The organism is Flavobacterium luteolum, assembly GCF_027111275.1.
Lineage (GTDB): Bacteria > Bacteroidota > Bacteroidia > Flavobacteriales > Flavobacteriaceae > Flavobacterium > Flavobacterium luteolum.
Window position 1 is genome coordinate 5,152,770 of sequence record NZ_CP114286.1, and the last position, 25,109, is coordinate 5,177,878.

Sequence of the window (25,109 nt, forward strand, 5' to 3'; positions counted from 1 at the left end):
AAGCAAATCTCCACAAGTAGCTCGACAAAGATTGTCAACCATAGGAACGGAGTTTTTTGCGAAGATTTCTCCTTCGTCGAAATGACAATTATTGTGGTTATAAATGTCAAACTTTGGCAAAGTTGTCCTAACAGTCTTCTCAAAAGAATAACAGTTAATACAGTTGTTTTTCTTTTGAGAGATAAAACTTATATTGGCATTTCAAAACTGATAATTTAATAAGATGCCACAAAATCCCTCTGCCGAAGATGTAAAAAGAATTTTCGAAAATTATTTTACTGCCGATATGAGTATCTGGAAAGGATTCTCGGAGAAAATTAAAGTCCGTGAATTTGAAAAATCTGAAATCATAAAAGATTATCACGGTGTCGAAAAATATCTTAACATCATCATTAAAGGATCGGCGGGATTGTTTGTTTGGGACGGCAAAAGAGACATCTGCATTAATTTATTGTATGAAAATAGTTTTATAAGCGATTATATGTCTTTTCTAAATCAGCAACCATCGGTTATAAAAACTGAAGCTTTAGAAGATATAGTGCTTTGGTCTATTTCTCATCAAGATTTGAATGAATTGTATCAAAGATCTGAAACAGGTTTACGAATTGGAAAAGCCATTTCTGAAATGCTCTTCGTGCGTAAACAGCAAGAACAGATAAATCTTTTGACACTTTCTCCGCAAGAGCGGTACTTAAAACTCATAGAAGGAAGACCAGAAATTTTTCAGAGAACACCTTTAAAAATCATCGCTTCTTATCTCGGATTAACAGCAGAAAGTTTAAGCCGAATTCGAAAAAGAGTTATGGAAAAATGATTTCTTACCCAAAGTCAATTTTATTTTCATTTATGCGTCATAAGTTTGCTTCACTAAACCAAACAAATTTACATCATGAAAAATAAAATCAACTTTGGAGCTATTATAGTTTTTTACGTAATCGCGGTAATCTGCAGATATGCCGCTGTAAAAACCAATTTATTATCTGGAATCGAAAATCCGTATTTAGTGATTCTGCTACGCGGAGCTGGTCCAGCTTTAGGCGCTCTGGCTGCCATAAAAATATTCTCTTTGCATAACCCGATGTCCTTAAAAGGAATATACAAAAACGCAATAATTCCTTTTGCTGTATATTGGATACTTCCAGCTGTTTTAATCGCTGGTGTATATTACGTTACAATTGGCAAATTCCCAATTTTATTAATGTTTACTGTTTTAGTTTATGGCCTTTTGGAAGAAATCGGATGGCGAGGCTTTTTGCAAGAACAGCTAAAATCACTTCCTAAGTTTACTTCTATCGTAATTATTGCCGTTCTTTGGTTTGCTTGGCATTTAAATTTAGAAACGACGCCAAACAATATGATTTTCCTTGGAATTATTTTCTTTGGAACATGGGGAATCGGAAAAGTATATTCTTCTACAGGTTCTTTGCTAGCGGTTGCAGGAGTGCATTCATTAAACAATTTCTTCCGTGATGGCTTGCATGAGAGAGAACTTATTTTAATTGCGGTTTTATTAGCAATATGGATTGGTTTTATTATTCTTTATAACAGAAAATACAAGACTGTAGCAAATCCAGCATAAACTTTTAACACTAAACTTTGTCAAAGTTTTGAACTTTGACAAAGTTGACTTCTAGTTTTCTTTAATTTAATCGTTCTGTAGTTTCCATTCTCAAACAATGCTCACTTCCTAAATAAAGCGGATTTCCATGTTTTTCTGACCAAAATCCATCTAGAACATCTTTTGTGATGCATCTGTAAACCGCAACTCCTTTATAAATTTTATGATCATCTCCTTTGTAACTAAAATTGATCACTAAAATATTATCCTTAAAAAAACCTGTTCCTTTCTGTTTAGAACTATTGATAATCCAATCTGCTTTTATCCGGTTGTTTTTATCCAAAGTTAGCGTCAAAACACCTTTGTATGTTATTTCATTACTTTCATCCTGATTGCTTCCTGAAATAGAAAAAGTTCCAACTAAATCCTGTATCGTCATTTATAAATGCTGCTATTTTTTGGCAAAAGTAAAGATTATCTTTTAAATGATTTTTCGTCTAGATTTTTCTCTACCTAAACATTTTTACTCTTTTAAGACAAAGGTTGAAATTTTGTTAATTTCTTATCGAATTTCATAAAGTTCTTTCCAAATTAATAACTAAATTGGTAGTATGAGAACAAATCCTGATGTACTTATTATTGGAGGCGGTCTTGCTGGTCTGGCAGGCGCTTTGCACTTATCCAAAAAAGGATTAAAGGTTGTTCTTATCGAAAAAAATGCCTATCCAAAACACAAAGTTTGCGGCGAATATATTTCTAATGAAATTCTTCCCTATTTATTCTGGCTCGATGTAGATGTTAAGAAACTTGAGCCTACTGCAATTTCAGATTTCGAATTTACAGCACAAAACGGAAAAACAGCAAAGACCAGACTCCCATTGGGCGGTTTTGGAATCAGCCGTTTCGAATTGGATCATTTTCTATTTCAAAAAGCAAAAGAAAAAGGCTGTACAATTCTAACGGAAACGGTTACTCATATTTCTTTTCAAAATGACATTTTTACCATAAACACTTCCGAACAGATTCTTACAGCAAAAATCGTTTTGGGCGCTTATGGCAAAAGATCCAATATCGATCAGGATCTATCTAGAGAATTTATTTCTAAAAAATCGCCTTGGCTAGCCGTAAAAGGACATTACAGGGGAAATTTTGATGAAAGTCTTGTTGGCTTATACAATTTTCAAGGCGGTTATTGCGGAGTTTCAAAAGTTGAAAACAACGTTATAAACATTTGCTATTTAGCCGATTTTGAGACTTTTAAAAAGTATAAAAATATTGAAGATTACCAAAAATCAGTTCTTTATAAAAACAAGAAACTGAAAGCTATATTTGAAAACAGCACTTCCCTATTTGAAAAACCTCTAACTATAAGCCAGATTTCTTTTGATAAAAAAGAACCTGTAGAAAACCATATTTTAATGATTGGCGATACTGCAGGACTCATTCATCCAATGTGCGGCAACGGCATGGCAATGGCCATTCACAGCGCTAAAATTGCTTCTGAGCTAATACTTGATTTTTATTATGGAAAGATAAAATCCAGAAGCGAATTGGAGAAAAAATACATTCAGGAATGGAAAAAGCATTTCAGCAAAAGATTATTCTTTGGACGAATATTAGCCAAAACTTTAACATTCAAAAATTTTACACATGTAATGACCACAATTGCAGCTTCGGCTCCATCATTACTTTCTCTTATAATAAAACAAACACACGGCCGACCAATAACAGTTGAATAAATGAGTGTAGACACTAAATATAGAACAGAAAAAATTGAAATAATGGACGATTTTTCGCTTGAAGGCGAAGAACTCAGTGGCGCTTTAGATCAAATTGCTTCTATTAATCAGTTGCTTGGCGGTAATAAGCTTACGCTGCATGGCATAAAACAGCTTTTAAAAAAAGCAGATACTATTCAAACTATTACTATTGCCGACATAGGTTGCGGAAATGGAGATATGTTGCGAATGCTATCTAAATACGGAAAAAAGCAAAACCTGAATTTTAGACTTATTGGTGTCGATGCCAATGCTTTTACGATTGATTATGCTAAAAAGCTTTCTAAAGATTTTCCGAACATAGAATATCGCTGTATGGATATTTTTAGTGACGATTTTAATCAGCTTAAATACGATATTGTTTTGTGTACGCTAACACTGCATCATTTTACAACAAGCCAGATTGCAGATGTAATGCATACGCTAAACAAAAATGCTGTTATAGGCATTGTGGTAAACGATCTTCATCGAAGTAAAATTGCTTACCGATTATTTGAACTTATTGGTGTTGTTTTCAATCTCAACGACATGTCGCGCAACGACGGATTGATTTCTATTTTGAAAGGATTCAAAAAGAACGAATTGGAGCATTTATCCGAAAAATTAAATTTAAAAAACTACTCCATTAACTGGAAATGGGCTTTTCGCTACCAGTGGATAATCACAAAAATATGAGTGTAAAGATAATCACAGCTGTAAAACAGCTTCCGCAATATTCCCGTACTACAGAAGAAATACTTCCGCTTGTCGACGTATGGCTCGAAGGTCAGGAAGAACGTTTTGTCAAAAAAGTAAAAAAGATTTTTGAAGGAGCTTCTGTAGACCAACGCTATTCAATCATGGAACCTTCAGAGGTTTTTACCGCTACTTCATTCGAAGAAAAAAATGATATTTACAGCCGTGAAATGATTATTCTCGGACATCAAGTTCTGGAAAAAGCGTTAGAAAAAACAGGCTGGGATCCGCAGAGTTTAGACTATATTATTACGGTAAGCTGTACCGGAATTATGATTCCTTCGCTTGACGCTTATCTCATTAATAAAATGAAATTACGACAAGATATCGTTCGCCTTCCTGTTACCGAAATGGGCTGTGCGGCTGGAATATCGGGAATTATTTATGCAAAGAATTTTCTGAAATCAAATCCAGGCAAACGTGCTGCGGTAATTGCAGTAGAATCGCCAACAGCTACTTTCCAGCTAAATGATTTTTCGATGCCAAATATTGTCAGCGCCGCTATTTTTGGAGATGGAGCTGCCTGCTGTTTGTTGTCTTCAAAAGAAGAAGATTCAGGGCCAGAAATTATTGATGAACAGATGTATCATTTTTATGATGCAGAACATATGATGGGTTTCAAACTCACTAACGGCGGACTGCAAATGGTTCTCGATATTGAAGTTCCAGATACGATTGCTTCTCATTTTGGTGATATTATTCATCCTTTTCTAAAACAGAATAATCTCGAAATTAAAGATATTGATCATATGATATTTCATCCAGGAGGAAAAAAAATTGTAACAACGGTAGAATCGCTTTTTGCTGGACTGGAGAAAAATATTGATGATACTAAAGAAATTCTACGAGAATACGGCAATATGTCGAGCGCTACGGTTTTGTATGTTTTAGAAAACATCATGGATCGAAATCCGAAAAAGGGAGAAAAAGGTTTAATGCTGAGTTTTGGTCCAGGATTCTCGGCACAAAGAGTTTTATTGCAATGGTAATTTGAAGGCTTATGGAATTAAATAATATTATAAAACAGCTACCGTACAGCGAACCATTTTTGTTTGTAGATGAACTGCTTCATGCTGATGAAAACGGCGTAACAGGAACCTATACATACAACGAAGATCTCGATTTTTACAAAGGACATTTTAAAGACAATCCTGTAACTCCTGGTGTAATTTTGACTGAAACAATGGCGCAAATTGGAATGGTTTGTCTCGGAATATTTTTGTTAGGAAATGATCTAGGCAAAAATACCGTAATTGCTTTTACTTCTGCCGATATGGAGTTTTTAAAACCTGTTTATCCAAATGAAAAAGTAACGGTTACTTCTGAGAAATTGTTTTTCCGTTTTGGAAAATTAAAATGCAATGCGGTCATGAAAAATGAAGCGGGACAAGAAGTTTGTCGAGGCGTTCTAGCAGGAATGATAACAAAGAAATTATGAAAAAACGAGTGGTAATAACAGGTCTTGGAGTCGCGGCGCCAAACGGTGTTGGCATTCCTGCGTTTACTCATGCGCTGCAAAACGGCCTTTCGGGAATTCGCCATGATACACAACTGGAAGAATTGCAATTCTCTTGTCAGATTGCGGGTCAGCCACAAATATCTGACGAATTAAAACTGCAGTATTTTACAGAACTAGAACTTCGCGGATTTAATAGTACAGGGATTTTATATGGCGTTATCGCAGGCATGGAAGCTTGGAATAATGCTGGATTGCCAATAAATGAAAATCCAGATTGGGACAGCGGAGCTGTTTTTGGATCGGGAACTTCTGGAATAGACAAATTTCGCGAAAGCATTTATAAAATTGATGAACTCCAAACCCGAAAATTAGGAAGTACAGTTGTGGCACAAACCATGAATAGCGGCGTTAGTGCTTATCTGGGCGGTAAAATCGGATTAGGAAATCAGGTAACAACCAATTCATCAGCTTGTACGACTGGTGCTGAAGCTATTTTAATGGCTTATGACCGAATACAATCTGGACAAGCAAAACGAATTCTGGCAGGAAGCACTTCAGATAGTGGCCCTTATATTTGGGGCGGTTTTGATGCGCTTCGTGTCTGTTCTTCTAGATTTAATGACAAACCCGAAGAAGGCTCAAGACCTATGAGTGCTTCGGCTGCAGGATTTGTTCCTGGAAGCGGTGCCGGAGCTTTTGTCATTGAAGATCTAGAAACTGCATTGGAACGTGGAGCTACAATTTATGCCGAAATATTGGGCGGAAATGTCAATTCTGGCGGGCAAAGAGACGGCGGAACCATGACAGCTCCTAATAGTATAGCCGTACAGAGATGCATTAAAACAGCTATCGAAAATGCCGGAATCAACTCAAATGAAATTGATGCTATAAATGGACATTTGACCGCTACCACAAAAGACAGTCTCGAAATTGAAAATTGGACAAAAGCATTGGAACGAAGCGGTTCTGATTTTCCGTACATCAATTCATTAAAAAATCTAACGGGACATTGTTTAAGCGCTTCCGGAAGTATTGAAAGTGTTGCTTCGGTTCTACAACTTCATGAAGGATTTATATTCGGAAACAAAAACTGCGACGATCTTCATCCTGAAATTGCAGCGCTTATTGATTCTTCAAAAGTGCTTTTAAAAACAATTAAAGTCAGCCCAAAAATAATTGCTAAAGCCAGTTTTGGTTTTGGCGATGTAAACGCTTGTATACTATTTAAAAAATTTGAAAACTAAAATGGATAGAAAAGAACTTACCGCAAGATTAAAAGTAATTATAAAGCCTTTTGTTACCAATCAAGAAGCTTATGATAATTTAACCGAAGAGACCGATTTCATAAAGGATCTCAATATAAACTCAGCCAATCTGGTTGATATTGTACTGGATCTTGAAGAAAACTTTGATATCGTAATTGACAATGCCGATATGGAGCGTATGCTTGATGTAAAAACTGCCCTAGAAATTATTGAAACGAAACTCGCCCAAAAATGATTGGCAATGATGTTATAGATCTTGCGCAGTCACGCGTTGAAAGTCGTTGGCAACGCAACGGTTTTGTTGAGAAGCTTTTTACTGCAAATGAGCAACAATACATAAAAGATTCTGACCAACCCGAAACGATGGTCTGGCTTTTATGGAGCATGAAAGAAGCGGCTTATAAAATTTATAATCGTAAGACTAAAATTCGGGAGTACAGTCCAAAAAAGCTTTCTTGCTCATTGGATACTTTAAGTGCTAATTTGGCTTTTGGAAAAGTCAGTTGTAATGAAAATGTGTATTATACTAAAACTATATTTTCTTTAGAAAGTATTCATACAATCGCAGTAGATGATCAAGAAAATATCAATAATGTAGTTGAAGTTGAAAATAAAGAAATTCTAAAAGACGAAAATGGAATTCCATATTTGAAAACGGGTAATATGCTTCAAGATATTTCAATAAGTCATCACGGAAGGTTCGAGAAATGGGTGATTATTGACAAATGATTTTCATGCCTTTTGTAAAAATTCTTTCAGCACAATAGCATGATTAATCTCGGGATCTTTTGCTCCATACAATAAAGTTAATGGCTGTTTTTCTGCAATTTTTCTTAAATGCTCTACTTCTTCAGTTTTAGACTTTAATTCTTCTACGTATAATTTAGAAAATTCATCAAAGCGTTCTTTTTTATGATCGAACCATATTCGCAATTTAGGCGAAGGCGCAATCTCCTTGTTCCATTCATCAATAGCCAAATCTGTTTTCTTAATTCCGCGTGGCCACAAACGATCAATCAGTATTCGATACGTATCGTCTTTTTCTTTATGGCTGTAAACTCTCTTGATAGTAATTGTTTTCATTTTTAAATATCCAATGTTTCATCTTAAATTTAAGATAAAAATTCGACAAGCTTCTGTTGATATTGAATTTATTATTAATTTAGAATCTACTATTAATCAATAAATTAACACCAAAATAAAATTCTAGAATCCAATGCAGATTTTGCCTTCGCCACTATTAGTGCCTTATATAAAAAACTATACGGTTGTTACTATAGAAAAGAATCTCGATAACGAAGTTTTCTATCCAAGTGGTTATGTCGATCTAATTATCAATATTTCAGGAGGCGCTGCGGCGACGATTATAAACGGAAAACGAAAAGATACGCCATCCGTAGAATTGCTTGGACATCTTACGTTACCAACACGTCTTACAGTTGCAAAAGGAACTTCGGTATTGATTGTACGCATTTATCCGCACGCGAGCGCATTGTTTTTCTCAGATCCTTTGTCTGAATTTACCAATTATGCAACCGATATGTACGATGTAGCTTTGGGCGAAAATAGAGATTTATATCATAAAATAATGGAGGCAAGAGAACTTACCTCCAAGATTAGTCTTTTAGAATCTCATTTTTTGCAACAGCTTAAAAAGAACGAAACCCGATTAAAAAAAGTAGCCGTTGTACAAGCGTTGAGCCATCATATTTTAACAGATAATCAGTCGTTTAATATAACCGCTTTAGCGAAAGATTCAGGTTTATCAGAACGATACATTCAAAAACTCTATCAAGCCAATATAGGTTTAAGTCCTGCTGCATTTACCGCTGTTGTTCGGTTTAACAAAAGCCTTCAAATGGTGCTTCACACCCAAGAATCACTAACAACAATAGCTTATGAATGCGGTTATTACGACCAAGCACATTTTATAAAAGAGTTCAAGAAATTTACGGGCATCACGCCTTCTTCATCAAGAAATTCACTTATTCAAAACGGTTCCGATTTTCAGCAGGCCGTAAATATTGGTTTTTAAGCTTTTGACGGACGATTGCTGCTAAACATATCGCGATGCATTTTCCAGCCGTCTTTTGTCTTTTTCCAGATTACAATTATTTTTCCTTCGTCTAACTTCTTGCCTTCAAGATTAGTCATTTCATAAAAACTTTCCTCTGTTACAGACGATTTTCCATCTCCATAAAGATGCTGAATAGTGAACTTGACATGCACTTGCGGAGCCGCTTTAAAAAAATTAGCTATTTGTGCCGCACCGCACATTGGTTCTCCATTTGGAGGAAACAAACAGGCATCTTCTGTATACCTTGTCAAAATAGATCCGTCGTTTTTGTTGGCAAGATCTGCAAAAATCGCATTACTGGCTTCAATTGCCTTTCTGGCTTCTTTCAAATTAGACTCTGTAGTTTGTGCATTACACCAAAAGGTAAGCATCAACAATCCGCTTAAAATAAGTTTTGTTTTCATTTTTAATATATTTTTTGACAAAGTACGAGAATCGCAAAAACGGAAAATTGTAAAATAACGAACAACTCATACTTTTTCAGAACTTAAAATATCCTTTCACTTTTTAATCTTTTTAGATTACCCCAATAATCGCTTATTAAGAAATTTCTTTATATTTGATTTGAATTATATTCTAAGTTTAATTCATTAGAAATCTGAAATCTATGAAGATATTTTTTACCAAAACCCTACTACTTTTATTGTTATTCTCGTTGTTTTCATGTGAAAATAAAAAAGCAAAACCAGTCGCAAAACCAGCCTACAAAGCGGGTGTCATTTTATCTTTTGATGATGCTTATGTCGACGAATGGTCGGAAGCGGATCAAGCTTTACGAAAATATTCTTGGAAAGCCACTTTTAATGTCTGCCGAATAGATTCTATTGGAGCGCCCGAAATTAAAACATTGCTTGAAATGCAAAAGTATGGTCATGAGATAGCTGGACATGGTTATCATCATTACAATGCTGTGAAGTTTACGCAAAAGTATCGAGTTAAAGAATACATGAAGCAGGAAATCGATCCTATGATTATTTCTATGAAGAAAAAAGGATTCAACGTTACTTCTTTTGCTTATCCTTACGGCGAAAGATCAGATTCTCTAGATCAGGCATTGTCTCCGTTATTTAAAATTATTAGAGGAAGAGCTTTTGGAGGTGAACTTCCAGAAAAACAAGACAGTTATTTCAATAATTCAAAAATTGTATTTGCTTTTGATATAGATAACAGCCACATCCATTTTAGCATTCCTTATTTATTAGAATTATTAGATTATGCCAAAAAAAACAATAAAATTCTAATTCTATGCGGCCACAAACCTGTTAAGGAAATAACCGAAAACTATCAGACCAAAATAGAAACTTTAGAATTTATCTGCCGATACATGAAACTAAATGATCTTAAATTCTACCGTCTTTCAGATTTAGACAATTTGGTTCAGCCAAAGCTTTAATTAAAAAAGACCTGTCTTCTACCAAAAACAATATTGGACTTTTTTATAATCTTAATCTTTCCTAAGTCTTTTGTAAAATGCTAAAAGAAAAAATATCACGAGTTTTATACTTAACACTTCTTGTAGTTAGCTTCATCCCGACTTGTTATGGACAATACAAGATTTCAGGTTATATTGACACAGAACAGAAAAACAAAACCGTTTATTTAAGTCTACTGAAATATGATGAAGAAACGATGATTACAGAAAATCAGATTCTTTTTTTTACAGAAACCGACAGTTCTGGTTATTTTGAATTTAAAGGACAGCTATTATCTGAAAAAGACAAGCTTTACCGCATTCATTCTAATATCAACTCGATTAAAGGATTGCAATTGGTTGCAGATAATGAGAAAAGCAATTTTCATAATTTCATTTTTTCAAACAGAGATACCATTTACTTTCCTAAATCTGGAAAAAACTGGTTTAGCGAATCTAAAAACAGTAATTTGACTGATAAAGAATGGAAAAAACTGAAATCTTTTGAAGAACAATTAGAGAAAAATAATGCTCAAATAAAAAACAAAGAAGCACAACAGCAGGCAGTAAATGATTTTGCTGAGAAAGTGAAAGCATACAGCGAAAAGAACATTAAAAACCCACTGCTTAAACTGTTGGCCTTTTCGGATATTAAGCGAAATGAGTTTAATATAAAAAACGATTTTGAAAAAAATGAAGCTTTTTATGATGCTATCTCCAATTCGCTTAAAAACTATTATGGCGAAACCTCTTATTACATTCAATATCAAGATGAAATTTCAAAAATCTCAAATGTTATTCTACAGCAAAAATATGCGTTTCATAAAAAGCTGAATTATGCTCTCGCCATCCTAGTTTTCATTTTTGCCTTTATTTCCGTTTTTCAATTCCGAAAAATAAAAACTCTTGAACCTAAAAAAGTAAAATCCGAAATTTCAAATTTGACCTTAACCAATCAGGAAGAAAAAATTACCAGATTGATTTTAGAAGATAAATCAAACAAAGAAATTGCCGATGAACTTTTTATCTCGTTAAGTACTGTAAAAACACATATCAGAAATCTTTACGCGAAATTAGATGTGGCAAACCGCCATGAATTGGCTGAGAAATTAAAAAATCATCCTTGGGATTAGTCCCAATTTCAGCCTCTGTATAACCAATTTTCAAAATCACCCATTCTACTTTTGTTTCCGAAATCTTAAACATCAATCGGAAATGAAAAAGAATCTTTTATTACTAATCTTTACCACAATCTTGCAATTTACCTTTGCACAAGGAACAGATAAAGCTTTAGAAAACAGACAAAACATACAGCAAAAACTTTTGGAAGCAAAAGAACTTTTGGAAAAAGATAACGGAAAACTATGGGGGAAACCAATCTGGAACGACAGTATTATTGTAATCGATTTTGACAATTCTATTTATAGCTTGGTTCCATTATCCAATAGCAAAAAAGAAAACCTTTTGTATTCTAAAATTATGGAACCCAACTCGCTTGTTTTTGTTAATACCACACAGAAGTATGAAGGAAAAGAATATGCAACAGTATTAAATAATTATCTAGATGATAAAAGTGCAACAATCATTCATGAGCTATTTCATTTACTTCAAATGAAATCCAGAAAATTCAACGGAAATCCGATTGAATATCTTGATGAAACCAATGCTCGCATTTTATTGCGATTGGAATATCAGGCATTAAAAAATGCCTTGAGAGCTGTTGTCAAAAAAAAGAAATCCGAAGAAGTCAAATGCTATTTGAAAGATGCTGTTCTCTTTCGTAAAGAAAGACAAAGTCAATATGCAAAATACCTGAATGATGAACTTGAAATAGAAACCTTAGAAGGTTTAGCCAATTATACTGGTTTTGCTTTATCTTCTTATGATAATAAATATGAAGAAGCCATAGAAGAAATCAACCAGCGAGAAGAAGCCAAAACATACACAAGACCTTTTCCTTATGCTACAGGCCCAGCCTATGGATTGCTTTTTGACTACCTGAATATCTCTTGGAGAAAAAGTTTAGATAACATTTATAATTTCACTGATATTTATGAAGTTATGGTTTTAAAATCAAAAATAGCTATCAATAAAAAAGAACTAGAATCGGCCAAATCTAGAAACAATATTGATGAAATAAGCAAACAGGAAAATGCGCGAGAAGAAGAGCAGAAAAAACTAATGGACTATTATACAGATTTACTTCTTGAGAAACCAACTTTAAAAGTAGCGATTACCGATATTGAACATTATGGACGCACTTTTAATATGAACGGAACACTAACTTTACATGATAAAGGAATTGTGTATTCGAGCATTAAGGGACGAGATAAATCGGGAAATAATTTTGGAAATTTTGCTACAGTTGAAGGAAAAAACCAATTGGGTAAAGCTGGAATTTTAAGTTATGACAAAGACGGAAGAACTTATCTTGTTTTTCCGCTTCCTGCTAAAATCGAAGGCCAAAAAATTACAAGCGAATTTTATGAGATTACCTTAAATCCTGATTGGAAAATTGCCAAACAAAATGATGGCAATATGGAAATTGTAAAAGAACCAAAAAGCTAAATTACAGCTGTTATAAAACAAAAATATGTTGTTCAAATGGACAGTTTTTTTCTAAGCTTCAAAGAAGCTAAATATTTATAGCAAAAGATAAATCTTTACAACATAAAGCTCCGGAGGAGCGACCTATTTTTTCTACAGCCTTTAAATATGTTGCTCCTCCGGAGCTTTTTATTTGTCTTATTGTAATTCTATAAATATTTTACCCCACTGGGGTTTTACCTATAAAGAATATTTCGTTCCAACTAAAAAGATATCTTTTTGAAACAGCCTATTCTTTTTACAACAAAGTTTCCTCGTCATCAGGATTATAACTGCCTTCGCTTGGATATTTTATAGTTCCTCTTAATTCTTCAACCCGTTTAGGGTCAAATTTAGGAAGCTGCAATTCATTGTCTTTCTTCCATTTTTTAACTGTTTCTGAGATTTCATCTGCTTTTTCTTTTGAAAAAGGAGTATCTCGTGTCATGTATAAGGTCTGTGAAGGATAAGCCAAAGAAGTTCCGCTTTTTTCTATAATATCCAACATTCTCAATAAAAGATCTTCTTGAACCTCTTGTGATGTTTCTAGGTTTACAGCTTCTATATAAGCTGTTATTTCAACTTTTAAAGCATCGGCTGTAATTCCAGTGAAACGAACTATAGGAGGTGAATTTAGAACCGCTGGATGCGCATACAGTAAAGACTTTAACTCTACAAGCAGATAACGCATCTGATCTGGAGTGGTTTCCATTCTAAAACCAAAAATCGGATTGAATATAAAACGGTCGCGATGCGCATAATTTTCTATTTTACTAGCCGAAAGCTGTCCATTCGGAATTGTTACAATTGTGCGAGCTGCTGTACGAAGCGTTGTAGAACGCATTCCGATTGCTTCTACGGTTCCTTTTATATCGTCAATTCGGCAATAATCACCCACACGTAATGGCTGATCTGCGATAAGACTCACACTTCCCACAAAATTCTCTATTGTTTTTTGTGCTCCCAGAGCCAATGCAATCCCCCCAATTCCAAGTGCCGCAAGTCCAGCCGTAACATCTACTCCAATAATTCCCAAGATTGCAATTATTCCGATTACGACAATTGCCGCTTTCATAGTACGGCTTAAAAACAATACCGCAGATACTGCAGAAGCTCGGCCACTGTTGCTCATTCTGCTTCGAGTATACATGCTCACAAAATCGGTCATTCTCCAAAGCAGGATCAAGAAAGCTAAAATTCCGATTGTAATGATGATGATACTAAAACGCTGACGAACTATTATCGAGATTCCCATTCGCTGTGTCGATGCCACAAACAAAATCACCGTAAGATACATTTGAACTGGAAGCGTAAATGCATCTATTATTGCCGTTCCTTTTTCAGTATCTGCTTTTTTCCATACTTTTTGAATGAGAAAAATGAGCACAAAAATAAGGAGCCTCGACAATAAATAAGTAACAACTGCCATCACCACCACTACTCCCCAATGGCCAATTGGGACATTTCCTAATTTTCTATCTTTTAAGAATCTAGGCAAAACTCTATCTAAAAAAGTTTTTTCTCCGCTCACATCTGCTGCAAGAATTGCTTCTATCGTTTCAGCAGAAAAAAGCCATAAAGCTGGCTGGCTATCATCTGACTGATTTTCTAAATAAAGCTGTATGTTTATTTTGTCTGTAGATATATTTCCGACCAAATCTATGCCTGTTGCCAGATTATCGTCTATTCTCCCTAATTCTTTATTGCTTAAAATTGATGATGGTGAGAAATTACCTCCTTGATCCAACAGCTGCTGAAAAGTCTTTGCTATTCGCACTCTTTCTGCTGTTTTACGATACGAACGTTTACTTAACACAAGATACTGACTCGCACGCAGATAATTCTGATCACCAAGAGCTTTAATGAATCCGTTGACAGTTCCTTGAGGTGTTCTTCTTCCAAGTGAATCATCTGGAATCTTAGCTGGTTCTTCTGTTGTCTTTGGAGCGCCTAAAAGCTGTGCTTCAGCTGTATTCGGCTTTATAAGTAAAGTCAAAATCAACAAGAAAAAAAACAATAAACGTTTGGTATCTAAAATCATACTTTATCTGCTTTAGTAATGACTATTAAAAATAAGAAATATTGAAGAAAAACAGCAAGGTTTCTGTAAGAAAAACAGAATCGGATCATTTTTTACATTTCCGCACAAAACCCTTTATTAGATTTTTCAAGAGCAATTCTCGAAGTTTTTACAAATTCAATTATTCCCAATGTATTTAATTTCTCTGTTAAAGATACTATTTCATCATCTGTTCCTGTTCCCTGCAATATGGTATACTCTTTTTGTATTTCAGCAATTTTAAGGTAATTTTCCCGAAGCACAAATTCCGTATTTAAATCAGCCATAAATACAGCAGTTGGAATTTTGAATAATGCTGTCTGTCTAAACACAATTTCGTCATTCAAATAATAATCACATTTAAAAACTTCAATAATTTTCTCTATTTGTGCTACCAAATTAATGACTTGATCCAGCGTTTCATTTACTACGATGGTATGTCTGTACATGTTTTCAATTTCGCAAATAGACATATTAAGGCTTAAAATCTGTATTTGTTTCCTTAAAAACATACTAGATAATTTGCTTATTAATCTTATTTGATCTTCGGAGTAAATAGTTAGAGTAAATTCGTTTTTCATTGTTTTTTTTTATTTGTGCTTTTTTAAATGAGTTACTGAGAAATAAAAAAGCCTTTCACGTTTGACTGAGAAAGGCTTTTATGAATAGACAATAGAATCCTGACTCGTCATGTGATACGAATAATGATAATTGAAATAATAATGCTATTTTGAACTAAATTTTTCATAATTGCTGTAAACAAAAAAACCTCCCGTATGAGGGGAGGTTTTAAATAATATATTTTGATTTATTTATATAACATCCCTACACCACTATCGAATGATAATTGTGATAATAATAAAAGTGATGTTAATTATGTTTTTCATTTGCTTGATTTGATGTGGCAAATATAAACCTATTTTTTAATCTGTAAATATTATTTTAAGGTATTAAAACAGCTCTACCTTTTATTTTTCCTTGACGCATCCTATCGTATACTTCATTGGCGTCGTCAAGTTTATGTTTTTCAATTTCTATATGAATTTTCTTTTGTCTCGCAAGACCCACCACTTCCATTAGTTCTGTTCTTGATCCCCAATACGGATTGGTCATGCTTACACCAAAAGGCAAAACGTTCATGCTATATTGATAGTGTCCTCCTCCAAGACCAACAATAGTAAGATCTCCATCAAGGCTTACTACTTTTGTTCCTAGATCTATTGTAGAAGTTGCTCCAACAAAATCAAGCACTACTTTTGCTTTTTTGATTCCCGTAATTTTCTGAATTTGTTCTGCTGCATCAGCATCTTTAGAATTTACTGTATAAGCCGCGCCCAGTTCTTTTGCAAAAGCAAGTTTATCTTCGGTAACATCACAAGCAATAATTTCGGCTCCGCTTATTTCTCTTAATATCTGTAACGCAACGTGACCTAATCCGCCAACGCCAATTACGACAACATATTCGTCAGCCATTAATTTAGGAAGTGAACGTTTAATTGCGGAATAAGGTGTAAGTGCAGCATCTGTTAACGGAGCTGCAATAACAGGATCTAAGTCAAATATAGGCACTAGAAGTCTAGAAGATGGAACCAGCATATATTCGGCCATACCGCCGTCTAATCCTAATCCGCCACCGTAGGCTTGCTCCGATTGATGATCACAATAATTTTCTTTTGACTGCTGGCAAGGTTTGCAATGCCCACATCCCCAAGGACCGTATACCAGAACGGCATCTCCTTTTTTGTACCCTTCGACATTTTCTCCAATTTCTTCGATCCATCCAGCATTTTCATGTCCTAACGTAAAAACTGTTCCAACCACTGTTCCTTCATCGATAATGTGCAAATCTGAATGGCAGACACCTGCTCCACCAATCTTTAGTAAAACTTCATCACCTTTAGGAACCGGTCTTTCAATATCATTAACAACACGGACATCTTTGTGTCCAAAAAAACGTACTGCTTTCATAAAATAAACTTTTGATTACTATCTCACTAATTTACAACTTGTATTTTCTAACTACCTTATCACACAAGTTAAGTTTATCCTAATTTATTACTGATAATGAGCATTTTAAGAAAGAAGCAACGGTTTAGAAAATACAAATGAATAAAATTGGCAACTATTTGACATAAAAAAAGAGAACCTAAGTTCTCTTTTAAATTTATATTTTGCTGTTTCTTTTTAATAATATACAGATAGTAAGATTTTAGAATTTGTACTTTCGATATATTTTGAAAGTCTACCTAAAAACTCTTGACTAACCATTGGGCAGCCGTGACTATTGATTATATAATATTCTTTTTCATCTGACGGAACCTCTTTATAAGAATGCAATACAATGGCGCGTTTCATGGCATTACTATTTGTTTCGTCTAATCCTGCAAGTCTGAAAGCTTTTCCAAATATTCCTTTATATGGTTTTTCTACTGAATATCTTCCTAGCGAAGTGCAGTTAGATTCTGGAGAATTACTGAATTGTAATATGTCCCCTTTTATTCCTGTTTCAGAACCTTTCCCATGGGCAACTAAACCTTGATCAAGAATTTGATTATTCTCTAGATCGTAAACAAAAAAACGATTTTTTCCTGATTTAATCTTCATATCTACAAGAAAAGCAATTTTGTTGCTATACTTGTGATTAGCAGCTGTAAAAGCCTTAATTTCATTTACATGCTCATTAAGTCTTGCGAATTCAACTTCGCTTAAAATCTCATCCTCATCCCACATACTTATAGAAGTGAAAGAACTCAAGGAAAAAAGCAGTGCCATTAAAAATACTCTCATATCAGGCAGACAGTTAAGTTAATATTCATAATTTGGGGTAATTGTTAATTTAGTGTTGCAAAATTATACACAAAGTTTATACAATTCCCATATCATAAGTTAAAGATATTATAAATATCTGAAAACAACAAAATTATATGTTAATTTTCGTTTAAAATACCTGATTTAATGTTGAAATGCTACATCTAGTGTTAATATAATTCCTTTTCACCCCCTCTTTTTCTATTTTATTAAGAATAGCCATAAAAAAAGATAATTTCTGCCAAATGAAAACTCATTTGACAAAAATTATCAGAAACGTAATCGCAATAGTAAATTAAAAGTTTAACTGTCAACCTTTAATTAAGCCATTTATGTAAAGTATCCATAATCAATTTCTTGTCATTCTCAGGAAAATCTTTGACTCTGGTCGAATGGCTTCCTCCTGGAAGTACCATTTTCAGAGCATCAACACCCGATTTTGGAGTTGGCGAACAAGAGAACCAAGTATCGTATCCTCCATAAACATATAAAATTTTATCGCCTTTATTTTCAACATATTTACGCACCTTTTTTATGTATTTCGAATTGTATTTAATTGCAACATCCTTAGGTGCAAATCGCGCATTAGAACTGCTTTTAACAATAGTTAATAAATCGGCGACAGGTTCTAGATCAAAACCATAATAACCCAATTCGCTTAAATGCTGATAATAAGACGGTAAATAGACAAACGACATTTTATCGTTGTAAGTTCCTACTCCAACAATTTTATTCAAATAATCAAAAAGCTCTTTTGCAGAAGCGTTTACTGGCGGAACCTCATCGCATTTTCCTCCCCACTGCCAAAACGAAAAAGGAAATTCTAAAACAGCATATTCTAATGCTTCAGCAAAAGGAACTTCTGTAAATTGCATTTTTTTCTCAACTGAAAAGTCTTTAAAAACCTCTAAGACAGCTTCTCTATTTTGCAAAACAGCTCTTTGAAAAGCCTTTATTTTTGCTCTGCATTCTTCTGTTCCAACTGTTCTTGTATGAGTTATAGTTCTTGGATCTTCACAAGTATTAATTAGTGGCGCTACGTAAGGCATTGCCACATCAACATCTTCTGGGTATATTGATTTATAAATTAACGATGTTTCTCCTCCTTTACTAATTCCAGTTGAAATCCATTTTCCTGAGTATATTTTCTTCAATTTTGTCACAATGCTATGATAATCTTCAATGGCCTGATCATTGGTTAAATACTCCCATTGAATCGGATTTGGTCGTGATTTTCCGTAAAAACGATATTCAACCGCAACCTGATTTGCTTGTAACAGACTACTGACTTCGCTTTTAATATTATTCGTATTGTAACCATGAGTTTCAATTACTGTTGGTCTGTCATAACCTAAATGCGAAAGATAAATATAATGCTGAAAAGTACCTTTTTCCGGGTCTTTATGATCTAAAGGTTGGTCTAAAATTAATTGATAAGACTCTGTATAATTTTCTAAATTATCAATTCGGGTGATAATGGCTTTGGGGAATAATTCGGTTAGTTTTTGCTGAAGATCTGCTGAAGATTCCTGTGCAGAAACGGCAAAATAATTCAAACAAAGAAAGAACAGCGTAATAATAAAGGATTTTCGATTCATTTTAATCTTGTTATTTTGAAATTTTAAAAGTAAGCGCAATACAAAGCAAAAACTGATACTATATTACCCTTAAAATGTAATATTTTATCTTGTTTACATCAACATAGGACAAAATAGAAATATTCCTTTAATTTTATTGAAAATTTCAACTTTGTATAAATTATAGCACTTTAAATAATAACTAAAAAATAAAAAAATGACAATTGGAGTTGGCGGATCAACTATAGATATCGAATTAGGAAAAATACAAAACATGACACTTGATGTCGTGCCAATCGCACTTCCAGAGTATAAACAACGCATCAAAAAAGCGGTTGCTTTAATGAAAGAGCAAAACTGCAAAGCGCTTTACGTAAATGCAGGAACGAACTTATATTATTTTACAGGAACAAAATGGAATCCGTCTGAACGTATGGTTGGCGCCATAATTCTTGAAGATGAAACAGTTGAATACATTGTTCCAAAATTTGAAGAAGGAACGTTTAAAACTTTCATGAAAATTGAAGGAAATTTAAACTTCTGGGAAGAACACGAAAGCCCTTCTGAATTGTTTGGTAGTATTCTGAAAAATAAAAATATTTCTGATGGCAATATTGCGTTGGATGAATCTGCAGCTTTTTTTCTAATTGATGGAATTTCAAAAGCAAATCCTAATTTTAGTTTTATAAATGCCCAGTCAATAACAGCAGGATGCCGAATGCATAAATCGGCAAATGAGATTGCTATTATTCAAAAAGCAAAAGATATAACTATGACTGTGCAAAAAGCAGCGGCAAGTATTTTATATCCAGGAATTCCAGTAAGTACCGTTGTCGATTTTATACATAGAGCCCATATTAAGGCTGGAATTTCTTCTGGTTCTTATTTCTGTATTGTTCTTTTTGGAGAAGATTCGCAATATCCTCATGGAGTTACTGCTCCTCAAAATTTGGTAGAAAATGATGTGGTGCTAATTGATACTGGATGTCGTTTAGAAGGCTATTTGTCTGACATTACTAGAACTTATGTTTACGGAACTCCAAGTGACGAGCACAGAAAAATATGGAATCTTGAGAAAGCAACTCAAAAAGCAGCTTTTGATGCTGCACAAATTGGAGCAACATGCGGCTCTGTAGATGATGCTGCGCGTAAAGTTTTGGCAGAAGCTGGTTTGAGTGGAGATTACGAAATTCCAGGTTTGCCACACCGAGTGGGGCACGGAACAGGTTTAGATATTCATGAATATCCTTATTTAGTAAGAGGCAATCAAACTATTCTAAAAGAAGGAATGGTAGTTAGTAATGAACCTATGATCTGCATGCCAGGACAATTTGGTATTCGTCATGAAGATCATTTTTATATGACTGCTGAGGGTCCTAAATGGTTTACCGAACCAATGCAGAGTATTGATAATCCGTTTGGATTAAATGTTTAAATAATATTGAATTTAAATTTTAGAGAAGAGAGCAGTCTGTTTTAAGGCAGCTCTTTTTTTGAAATATATGTCGCTCCGCTGGAGCTTTTTGATCTTTGGAAATTGCAATTTCTATAAATATTTTGCTTCTCCGAAGCTTTCAAATCTTTGGCAAATTGAGTTTCTATAAACATAACGCTCTTCCAGAATTTTAATACTATTAAAAAAATCCCGGAGGGATAAAATATTTATAGAAAACAATCATTTCAAAATATAAAAAAAGCTCCAGCGGAGCGAAATATGTATAGAAATATATTATGTCCTAAAAAAGAAAAAGCTCCAGAGGAGCGAAATATTACATCATTAACAAACAGAAAAAAATAGGGCTGTCTCAAAAAGACAGCCCTTTTCATTTTTAACTAAATCAACTATTATTCAACCAATAATTTTTTCTTTTCTACAAACTTTCCATCTGTAGCCACAACGATATAAACTCCTTTATTTAAATATTTAAGAGAATAAACAGTTGTATTATGCATTGTAGCAATTAAATGTCCTGTACTATCGTAAATTGATACTTTAACTTTATTGATATCAATATTTTCAAAAGTAAAGTTTACCACATCAGAAGCTGGATTTGGATACATTGTAAATGCTTTTGCAGTATTTACATCTGAGCCTGGCAAACCTGAACTTCCAGATTGCAAATCAATTGTGTGAGAAGCGCTCCATTCGCTAAAAGCGTCACCATTTTTTGCTTTTACTCTAAATTCATATACGGTTTGGGTTCCTTGTTTTGGAATCCATAAATAATATGTCGTAGAAGTTCCGGCTGATATCCAACCCGATGCAGTATTTAATTGCACTTCATAAGATGTAGCATCTGTTGATGTTGCCCAAGAAGCGTAAAATCCTGATGAATATACTCCCGCATTACTAAGATTAGCAGGAATTGTTAAAGTTGCAGGGTTTGTTGGTACAGAAGTCCCTGCTTGAACTGTATAATCTTCGATTTCACCATCGCCTAAACTTCCGCATGTAGAAGATGGATTGGCGTTGTATTTCATAACCACTCTCATTCTTGTTGTTCCTGTAAATGATTGAGGTGTAAAACTTGTTGTTACAGCAGCATTTGAAGAAACATTATTAACGACTCTCTCTGATGCTTCAAACTGATTGTTTTTATTGTAATCAATCCAAACTCCCCAATATTCGGTATATGCAGAACCGCTAAAACCTGGAGTCAAAGTAACGCTTGTATTCGCATTCGGATTTAACGTAATCACTTTCGATGTGTAATCGGCGTAACCGTTAGTTTCTTTTCCTGATGCGTTTACAAAACTTCCTACTGCTACAGAACTTATATATTCGTAACCGTTTGTCCCTTGCGCATCACATAATGGAGCTGCTGGAATTGTCACAGTAACCACATTTGAATAAGCAGAATAATCAGCACCTGATTTTGCTCTGGCTCTATATTTATAAGTAGTATTAGCAGTTAAACCCGCATTGGTATATGTCGTCGCAGTACTAGCCAATGTCGCAATTTCAGCATAAACATCATCTGAACCCGCTCTTTCAATAATTACATTTGTAGCATTTGTAGCATTATTAGTCCAGTTAAGAACCGCTTCTAAATTCGTTACAGAAGCCGTTAAATTTGTTGGAGCCAATACCGAATTTCCTGTTTGCACCCCTGCTAAGATTGGTTCGTTTGGTTTGGTGTTATAAGCGAAATCTAAGACCGTATATCCTACTCCGCCCGCTTCCACTTTTACATGCATCCATCCGTAGCAAATACGACCTCTACTTGTATATTCAAAACCAACATATCCTGTTTTATTATCCCAAGTTGTATACGTAGCTGTTCTCAAATCTAATTGATTCGGATAATTTCCTGGTGCCGCAAAATTACTAGAAGCTCCAATAGAAGTACCTTGCGATAAGAATGATATATTTCTTGTTCCCGCTTCAGAAACCAGTCTTTTTCCATACGTTTCCATTTTTAAAGCTGCTGCTGCATATTGCCATGCACCATATTCAGTATTATCTCCAATACCCAAATCAAAATACTGCCAAGTCGATGCAGCATTAGCTGTATAATCAGGATTGTTTACATAAAACACTCCATAAGGCGCATCAAATTTTAAATTGATTGTTTTAGTAGCTGTATCCAAAGTAGCTATTCCACCAGTAATTGCTGCATCTTTAAACGTAAGTGTAATAACAGCATCGTTTGTTGTATTGTGCGCAGTTGCTTTTCCTGTAAAAGAAAGCACTGTTTTAGTATTGCTTTCAAGAGTTAAAACTGCAGTTAAACCAGCTGGCACACCTGTAATCGTATAGTCAGTTCCTGCTGTAAAAGTGCCACTGCTTTTTGTAAATGTACCATTATTAGTACTTAAAGCAATTGTTGCCGTTGAAGTTATGCTTCCGTCGTTTGTTTCAGCTTCATACAATGTGTCAGCTGATAAAGTTGTAGCTGTTTTATCGGTCATTCCGGTATAAATTGGGGTATTTGGCTTAGTATTATAAGCATATTCCAAAATTGTATAACCGTCACCATCGGCGTTTACTTTTACTTTGAACCATCCATAACAAGTAAGACCATCCATTAAATAATCAAATCCTACATAACCAGTTTTTCCGTCCCATGTTGTATAACTGGCTGTTCTTAAATCCAACTGGTTTGGATATGCGCCGGGAGCAGTCATATTACTTGTCGGACCAACAGCAGTATTCGCATTTAAAAGCGAGATGTTTCTAGTGCCTGTTTCACAAACCAATCTTTTTGCATAGGTTTCAATTTTTAAAGCATTCGCAGCATAGCGCCATCCTCCAAATGCACGATCATCTCCTTTTGCAATCTCAAAATACTTCCAAGTCAATGATGACGAAACAGTTACGTCTGACATGTCTACAAAAAAGATTCCGTACGGATCTGAGAATTTAAAATTGAAGTATAAAGAAGTACAAGATAAATCAGTTGTTCCGCCTGTAAAGGCAGCAGGTAAAAAACTAATTCCACCCGATGCATTGTTACTTAATGCATGATTTGTTGCTTTTCCAGTTAATGTAACTGTGATTTGATTATTAGAGTTTACAGTAAGTACAGGTGTGATTCCTGCTGGAAAAGTATGAGTAAAATGAGTTCCTGCTGTTAAAGTTCCTGAAGAAACAGCAAAAGTTTTAGTTCCGTTTAGTTTGATTATTGATGAAGTATCAAAAGAACCATCATTTATAATTGCTTCTTTGAAAGTTACAGCCGATGCAGTAAGAGTGCTTCCTGTTGCATTAACACCGGTATCGATTAAGTTTTGTGCTTGCCAAAGCGATTTTCTAGCCGGATGTTCTAAAGCAGCCAGCATTCTGTCAATCTGACCTTGTGTGTACATTTTGTAACAGCCTTGTGCGCCATTATAGCCCATGTAGTTTTCAAAATTTACTTTATCTCCGCTACAATTTGTTCCTGGAGTACAACCTAAAGTATGATTTCCGTCTTCTGCAGGAGTATCTGCAACTTCATCAGTTCCGCTGCATCCTCCTTCAAAAGTATGAATCAGATTTAAAAAGTGACCAAATTCGTGAGTCAGTGTTGCAGAGAATTCTTTACTATATGAGTTATCGTATAAATAAGCCCCGTTAAAAACAACACGAGCCGTATTGTTTGCCGTCATGTCTGAACTTGGATACCAAGCCACACCTGAATTATTTGTCGCTCCGTCATTATACAAATCATTTTGAATATAGACATTCATATATTTTGTATTGTCCCAAGCATCAGCAGCGATCTGGTCATCGTAGCCTCCGCCATTTCCGTAGCCATTTTTTGTTGGATGAAAAACAACACCTGTTGTACAACCTCCGTTTGGATCTTTCTTAGCTAGTTTAAATTCTATATTTAAAGTTCCGCGTCGAGATTGAAAAAAAGGTTCAACAGTTTGGTAATCTGCGTTACGACCATTAAAATCATCGTTAAGCTGAGCCAAATGGTTGACGATTTTTTCGTATGTCACGGTTTTTCCTCCTTGCACGTCACCATAAATATGAAATACTACTGGAATTGTATAAGTAGTCACTGCGGCAGCTTTTGCCGTTGAAGTTTTGCGCTGTGCCGCAAAATTTTTACTAAAAACATCAAAGTTCTTTTTCTCTTGAAGTGCATGCGGATTATTCCGATACATTTTTTCATTTTCTTCGCTTGTTCGGCAAGGCAAACCTTGTGCGCTAATTTTCACTGAACTGAAAATCAGAAAGCAGATTAGTAATTTTAATTTCATTTGTTTAGGTTTTTTTAATTAGTAACAATCAAAATTACCGCACAAGCTTCTGTTTTTTTGATAGTATTTTATTCAGAATTAATACATAATTATCATATTTTT

Annotated in this window: 23 protein-coding genes; 14 read left to right on the forward strand and 9 right to left on the reverse strand. The window is 34.5% G+C overall.

All coding sequences use genetic code 11. The features are described 5' to 3' along the window. The first annotated feature begins 223 nt into the window (after window positions 1-223). Together OZP10_RS22010 and OZP10_RS22015 are read left to right on the forward strand one after the other, a co-directional pair. Window positions 224-814, forward strand: coding sequence for a Crp/Fnr family transcriptional regulator (locus tag OZP10_RS22010; protein WP_281632798.1), 591 nt, complete (start codon window positions 224-226; stop codon window positions 812-814). Window positions 815-889: 75 nt separating this feature from the next. Then, complete coding sequence (locus OZP10_RS22015; protein WP_281632799.1) at window positions 890-1,579, forward strand: CPBP family intramembrane glutamic endopeptidase; 690 nt, start codon at window positions 890-892, stop codon at window positions 1,577-1,579. 61 nt (window positions 1,580-1,640) lie between these two features. Here OZP10_RS22015 and OZP10_RS22020 read toward each other — a convergent pair whose 3' ends face one another. Further along, window positions 1,641-1,997: a hypothetical protein gene (locus tag OZP10_RS22020; protein WP_281632800.1), complete on the reverse strand. Its 357-nt coding sequence runs from the start codon at window positions 1,995-1,997 to the stop codon at window positions 1,641-1,643. Window positions 1,998-2,169: 172 nt separating this feature from the next. On the opposite strand from OZP10_RS22020, the gene OZP10_RS22025 reads away from it, so the two are divergent. From OZP10_RS22025 to OZP10_RS22055, 7 genes are read left to right on the forward strand one after another with little or no spacing between them, the layout of a single operon-like run. Continuing rightward, entirely contained in the window at window positions 2,170-3,297 is a 1,128-nt protein-coding gene (locus OZP10_RS22025; protein ID WP_281632801.1) for an NAD(P)/FAD-dependent oxidoreductase, read from the forward strand. Then, window positions 3,298-4,011 (forward strand): methyltransferase domain-containing protein, encoded by a 714-nt coding sequence (locus tag OZP10_RS22030; protein WP_281632802.1) that lies wholly within the window; start codon window positions 3,298-3,300, stop codon window positions 4,009-4,011. It abuts the gene before it with no gap. After that, the gene (locus OZP10_RS22035; RefSeq protein ID WP_281632803.1) at window positions 4,008-5,060 is read left to right on the forward strand and encodes a type III polyketide synthase; all 1,053 of its coding nucleotides are present in this window, start codon (window positions 4,008-4,010) and stop codon (window positions 5,058-5,060) included. Before OZP10_RS22030 ends, OZP10_RS22035 begins: the two co-directional genes overlap by 4 nt. A gap of 11 nt (window positions 5,061-5,071) precedes the next feature. Then, complete coding sequence (locus OZP10_RS22040) at window positions 5,072-5,509, forward strand: 3-hydroxyacyl-ACP dehydratase FabZ family protein (RefSeq protein WP_281632804.1); 438 nt, start codon at window positions 5,072-5,074, stop codon at window positions 5,507-5,509. After that, a complete protein-coding gene (locus OZP10_RS22045) occupies window positions 5,506-6,774 on the forward strand; it encodes a beta-ketoacyl-[acyl-carrier-protein] synthase family protein (protein WP_281632805.1) in 1,269 nt (422 codons plus the stop codon). Before OZP10_RS22040 ends, OZP10_RS22045 begins: the two co-directional genes overlap by 4 nt. Before the next feature lies 1 nt (window position 6,775). After that, window positions 6,776-7,030 (forward strand): acyl carrier protein, encoded by a 255-nt coding sequence (locus tag OZP10_RS22050; RefSeq protein ID WP_281632806.1) that lies wholly within the window; start codon window positions 6,776-6,778, stop codon window positions 7,028-7,030. After that, window positions 7,027-7,524, forward strand: a complete 498-nt coding sequence (locus OZP10_RS22055; protein ID WP_281632807.1) for a 4'-phosphopantetheinyl transferase superfamily protein — start codon at window positions 7,027-7,029, stop codon at window positions 7,522-7,524. The genes OZP10_RS22050 and OZP10_RS22055 overlap by 4 nt, the downstream gene beginning before the upstream one ends. A gap of 3 nt (window positions 7,525-7,527) precedes the next feature. Here the strand turns inward: OZP10_RS22055 and OZP10_RS22060 are convergent, their stop codons facing one another. Next, window positions 7,528-7,878 (reverse strand): DUF488 domain-containing protein, encoded by a 351-nt coding sequence (locus OZP10_RS22060; protein WP_281632808.1) that lies wholly within the window; start codon window positions 7,876-7,878, stop codon window positions 7,528-7,530. A 133-nt stretch (window positions 7,879-8,011) separates the two neighbouring features. Between OZP10_RS22060 and OZP10_RS22065 the strand changes: the two genes are divergently transcribed. Beyond that, window positions 8,012-8,830: a helix-turn-helix transcriptional regulator gene (locus OZP10_RS22065; protein WP_281632809.1), complete on the forward strand. Its 819-nt coding sequence runs from the start codon at window positions 8,012-8,014 to the stop codon at window positions 8,828-8,830. Here OZP10_RS22065 and OZP10_RS22070 read toward each other — a convergent pair. Beyond that, complete coding sequence (locus OZP10_RS22070; protein WP_281632810.1) at window positions 8,827-9,276, reverse strand: YybH family protein; 450 nt, start codon at window positions 9,274-9,276, stop codon at window positions 8,827-8,829. The two genes, OZP10_RS22065 and OZP10_RS22070, sit on opposite strands and share 4 nt — an antisense overlap. A 203-nt stretch (window positions 9,277-9,479) precedes the next feature. On the opposite strand from OZP10_RS22070, the gene OZP10_RS22075 reads away from it, so the two are divergent. The 3 genes from OZP10_RS22075 to OZP10_RS22085 all read left to right on the forward strand — a co-directional run bounded on the left by OZP10_RS22075 (window position 9,480) and on the right by OZP10_RS22085 (window position 12,851). Further along, window positions 9,480-10,265 (forward strand): polysaccharide deacetylase family protein, encoded by a 786-nt coding sequence (locus OZP10_RS22075; RefSeq protein WP_281632811.1) that lies wholly within the window; start codon window positions 9,480-9,482, stop codon window positions 10,263-10,265. Window positions 10,266-10,342: 77 nt separating this feature from the next. Beyond that, on the forward strand, window positions 10,343-11,416 hold the full coding sequence (locus OZP10_RS22080) for a response regulator transcription factor (RefSeq protein ID WP_281632812.1): 1,074 nt from the start codon (window positions 10,343-10,345) through the stop codon (window positions 11,414-11,416). 82 nt (window positions 11,417-11,498) lie between these two features. Next, on the forward strand, window positions 11,499-12,851 hold the full coding sequence (locus tag OZP10_RS22085; RefSeq protein ID WP_281632813.1) for a hypothetical protein: 1,353 nt from the start codon (window positions 11,499-11,501) through the stop codon (window positions 12,849-12,851). A gap of 277 nt (window positions 12,852-13,128) precedes the next feature. Here the strand turns inward: OZP10_RS22085 and OZP10_RS22090 are convergent, their stop codons facing one another. The 5 genes from OZP10_RS22090 to OZP10_RS22110 form a co-directional block, all read right to left on the reverse strand. Continuing rightward, complete coding sequence (locus OZP10_RS22090) at window positions 13,129-14,910, reverse strand: mechanosensitive ion channel family protein (RefSeq protein ID WP_281632814.1); 1,782 nt, start codon at window positions 14,908-14,910, stop codon at window positions 13,129-13,131. A gap of 92 nt (window positions 14,911-15,002) precedes the next feature. Beyond that, window positions 15,003-15,509: an acetolactate synthase small subunit gene (locus OZP10_RS22095; protein WP_281632815.1), complete on the reverse strand. Its 507-nt coding sequence runs from the start codon at window positions 15,507-15,509 to the stop codon at window positions 15,003-15,005. Between the two features lie 361 nt (window positions 15,510-15,870). Beyond that, window positions 15,871-16,896 (reverse strand): NAD(P)-dependent alcohol dehydrogenase, encoded by a 1,026-nt coding sequence (locus OZP10_RS22100; protein WP_281632816.1) that lies wholly within the window; start codon window positions 16,894-16,896, stop codon window positions 15,871-15,873. A gap of 216 nt (window positions 16,897-17,112) precedes the next feature. Further along, window positions 17,113-17,715 carry a murein L,D-transpeptidase catalytic domain-containing protein gene (locus OZP10_RS22105; RefSeq protein ID WP_281632817.1) on the reverse strand — a complete coding sequence of 201 codons (603 nt, stop codon included), beginning with the start codon at window positions 17,713-17,715 and terminating at the stop codon, window positions 17,113-17,115. A gap of 338 nt (window positions 17,716-18,053) precedes the next feature. Then, window positions 18,054-19,334 (reverse strand): S28 family serine protease, encoded by a 1,281-nt coding sequence (locus tag OZP10_RS22110; protein ID WP_281632818.1) that lies wholly within the window; start codon window positions 19,332-19,334, stop codon window positions 18,054-18,056. A gap of 196 nt (window positions 19,335-19,530) precedes the next feature. On the opposite strand from OZP10_RS22110, the gene OZP10_RS22115 reads away from it, so the two are divergent. Next, window positions 19,531-20,748, forward strand: a complete 1,218-nt coding sequence (locus OZP10_RS22115) for a M24 family metallopeptidase (RefSeq protein WP_281632819.1) — start codon at window positions 19,531-19,533, stop codon at window positions 20,746-20,748. Window positions 20,749-21,158: 410 nt separating this feature from the next. Here the strand turns inward: OZP10_RS22115 and OZP10_RS22120 are convergent, their stop codons facing one another. Continuing rightward, window positions 21,159-25,007 carry a M43 family zinc metalloprotease gene (locus tag OZP10_RS22120; protein WP_281632820.1) on the reverse strand — a complete coding sequence of 1,283 codons (3,849 nt, stop codon included), beginning with the start codon at window positions 25,005-25,007 and terminating at the stop codon, window positions 21,159-21,161. Between the last annotated feature and the right edge of the window lie 102 nt (window positions 25,008-25,109).

Bases quoted from the DNA above. Each gene is read 5' to 3' on its own strand.
- OZP10_RS22090 (WP_281632814.1), bottom strand. From the start codon at position 14,910: ATGATTTTAGATACCAAACGTTTATTGTTTTTTTTCTTGTTGATTTTG.
- OZP10_RS22115 (WP_281632819.1), top strand. From the start codon at position 19,531: ATGACAATTGGAGTTGGCGGATCAACTATAGATATCGAATTAGGAAAA.
- OZP10_RS22055 (WP_281632807.1), top strand. From the start codon at position 7,027: ATGATTGGCAATGATGTTATAGATCTTGCGCAGTCACGCGTTGAAAGT.
- OZP10_RS22120 (WP_281632820.1), bottom strand. From the start codon at position 25,007: ATGAAATTAAAATTACTAATCTGCTTTCTGATTTTCAGTTCAGTGAAA.
- OZP10_RS22020 (WP_281632800.1), bottom strand. From the start codon at position 1,997: ATGACGATACAGGATTTAGTTGGAACTTTTTCTATTTCAGGAAGCAAT.
- OZP10_RS22030 (WP_281632802.1), top strand. From the start codon at position 3,298: ATGAGTGTAGACACTAAATATAGAACAGAAAAAATTGAAATAATGGAC.
- OZP10_RS22100 (WP_281632816.1), bottom strand. From the start codon at position 16,896: ATGAAAGCAGTACGTTTTTTTGGACACAAAGATGTCCGTGTTGTTAAT.
- OZP10_RS22040 (WP_281632804.1), top strand. From the start codon at position 5,072: ATGGAATTAAATAATATTATAAAACAGCTACCGTACAGCGAACCATTT.
- OZP10_RS22105 (WP_281632817.1), bottom strand. From the start codon at position 17,715: ATGAGAGTATTTTTAATGGCACTGCTTTTTTCCTTGAGTTCTTTCACT.
- OZP10_RS22080 (WP_281632812.1), top strand. From the start codon at position 10,343: ATGCTAAAAGAAAAAATATCACGAGTTTTATACTTAACACTTCTTGTA.
- OZP10_RS22065 (WP_281632809.1), top strand. From the start codon at position 8,012: ATGCAGATTTTGCCTTCGCCACTATTAGTGCCTTATATAAAAAACTAT.
- OZP10_RS22045 (WP_281632805.1), top strand. From the start codon at position 5,506: ATGAAAAAACGAGTGGTAATAACAGGTCTTGGAGTCGCGGCGCCAAAC.
- OZP10_RS22035 (WP_281632803.1), top strand. From the start codon at position 4,008: ATGAGTGTAAAGATAATCACAGCTGTAAAACAGCTTCCGCAATATTCC.
- OZP10_RS22075 (WP_281632811.1), top strand. From the start codon at position 9,480: ATGAAGATATTTTTTACCAAAACCCTACTACTTTTATTGTTATTCTCG.
- OZP10_RS22070 (WP_281632810.1), bottom strand. From the start codon at position 9,276: ATGAAAACAAAACTTATTTTAAGCGGATTGTTGATGCTTACCTTTTGG.
- OZP10_RS22015 (WP_281632799.1), top strand. From the start codon at position 890: ATGAAAAATAAAATCAACTTTGGAGCTATTATAGTTTTTTACGTAATC.
- OZP10_RS22060 (WP_281632808.1), bottom strand. From the start codon at position 7,878: ATGAAAACAATTACTATCAAGAGAGTTTACAGCCATAAAGAAAAAGAC.
- OZP10_RS22110 (WP_281632818.1), bottom strand. From the start codon at position 19,334: ATGAATCGAAAATCCTTTATTATTACGCTGTTCTTTCTTTGTTTGAAT.
- OZP10_RS22025 (WP_281632801.1), top strand. From the start codon at position 2,170: ATGAGAACAAATCCTGATGTACTTATTATTGGAGGCGGTCTTGCTGGT.
- OZP10_RS22010 (WP_281632798.1), top strand. From the start codon at position 224: ATGCCACAAAATCCCTCTGCCGAAGATGTAAAAAGAATTTTCGAAAAT.
- OZP10_RS22050 (WP_281632806.1), top strand. From the start codon at position 6,776: ATGGATAGAAAAGAACTTACCGCAAGATTAAAAGTAATTATAAAGCCT.
- OZP10_RS22095 (WP_281632815.1), bottom strand. From the start codon at position 15,509: ATGAAAAACGAATTTACTCTAACTATTTACTCCGAAGATCAAATAAGA.
- OZP10_RS22085 (WP_281632813.1), top strand. From the start codon at position 11,499: ATGAAAAAGAATCTTTTATTACTAATCTTTACCACAATCTTGCAATTT.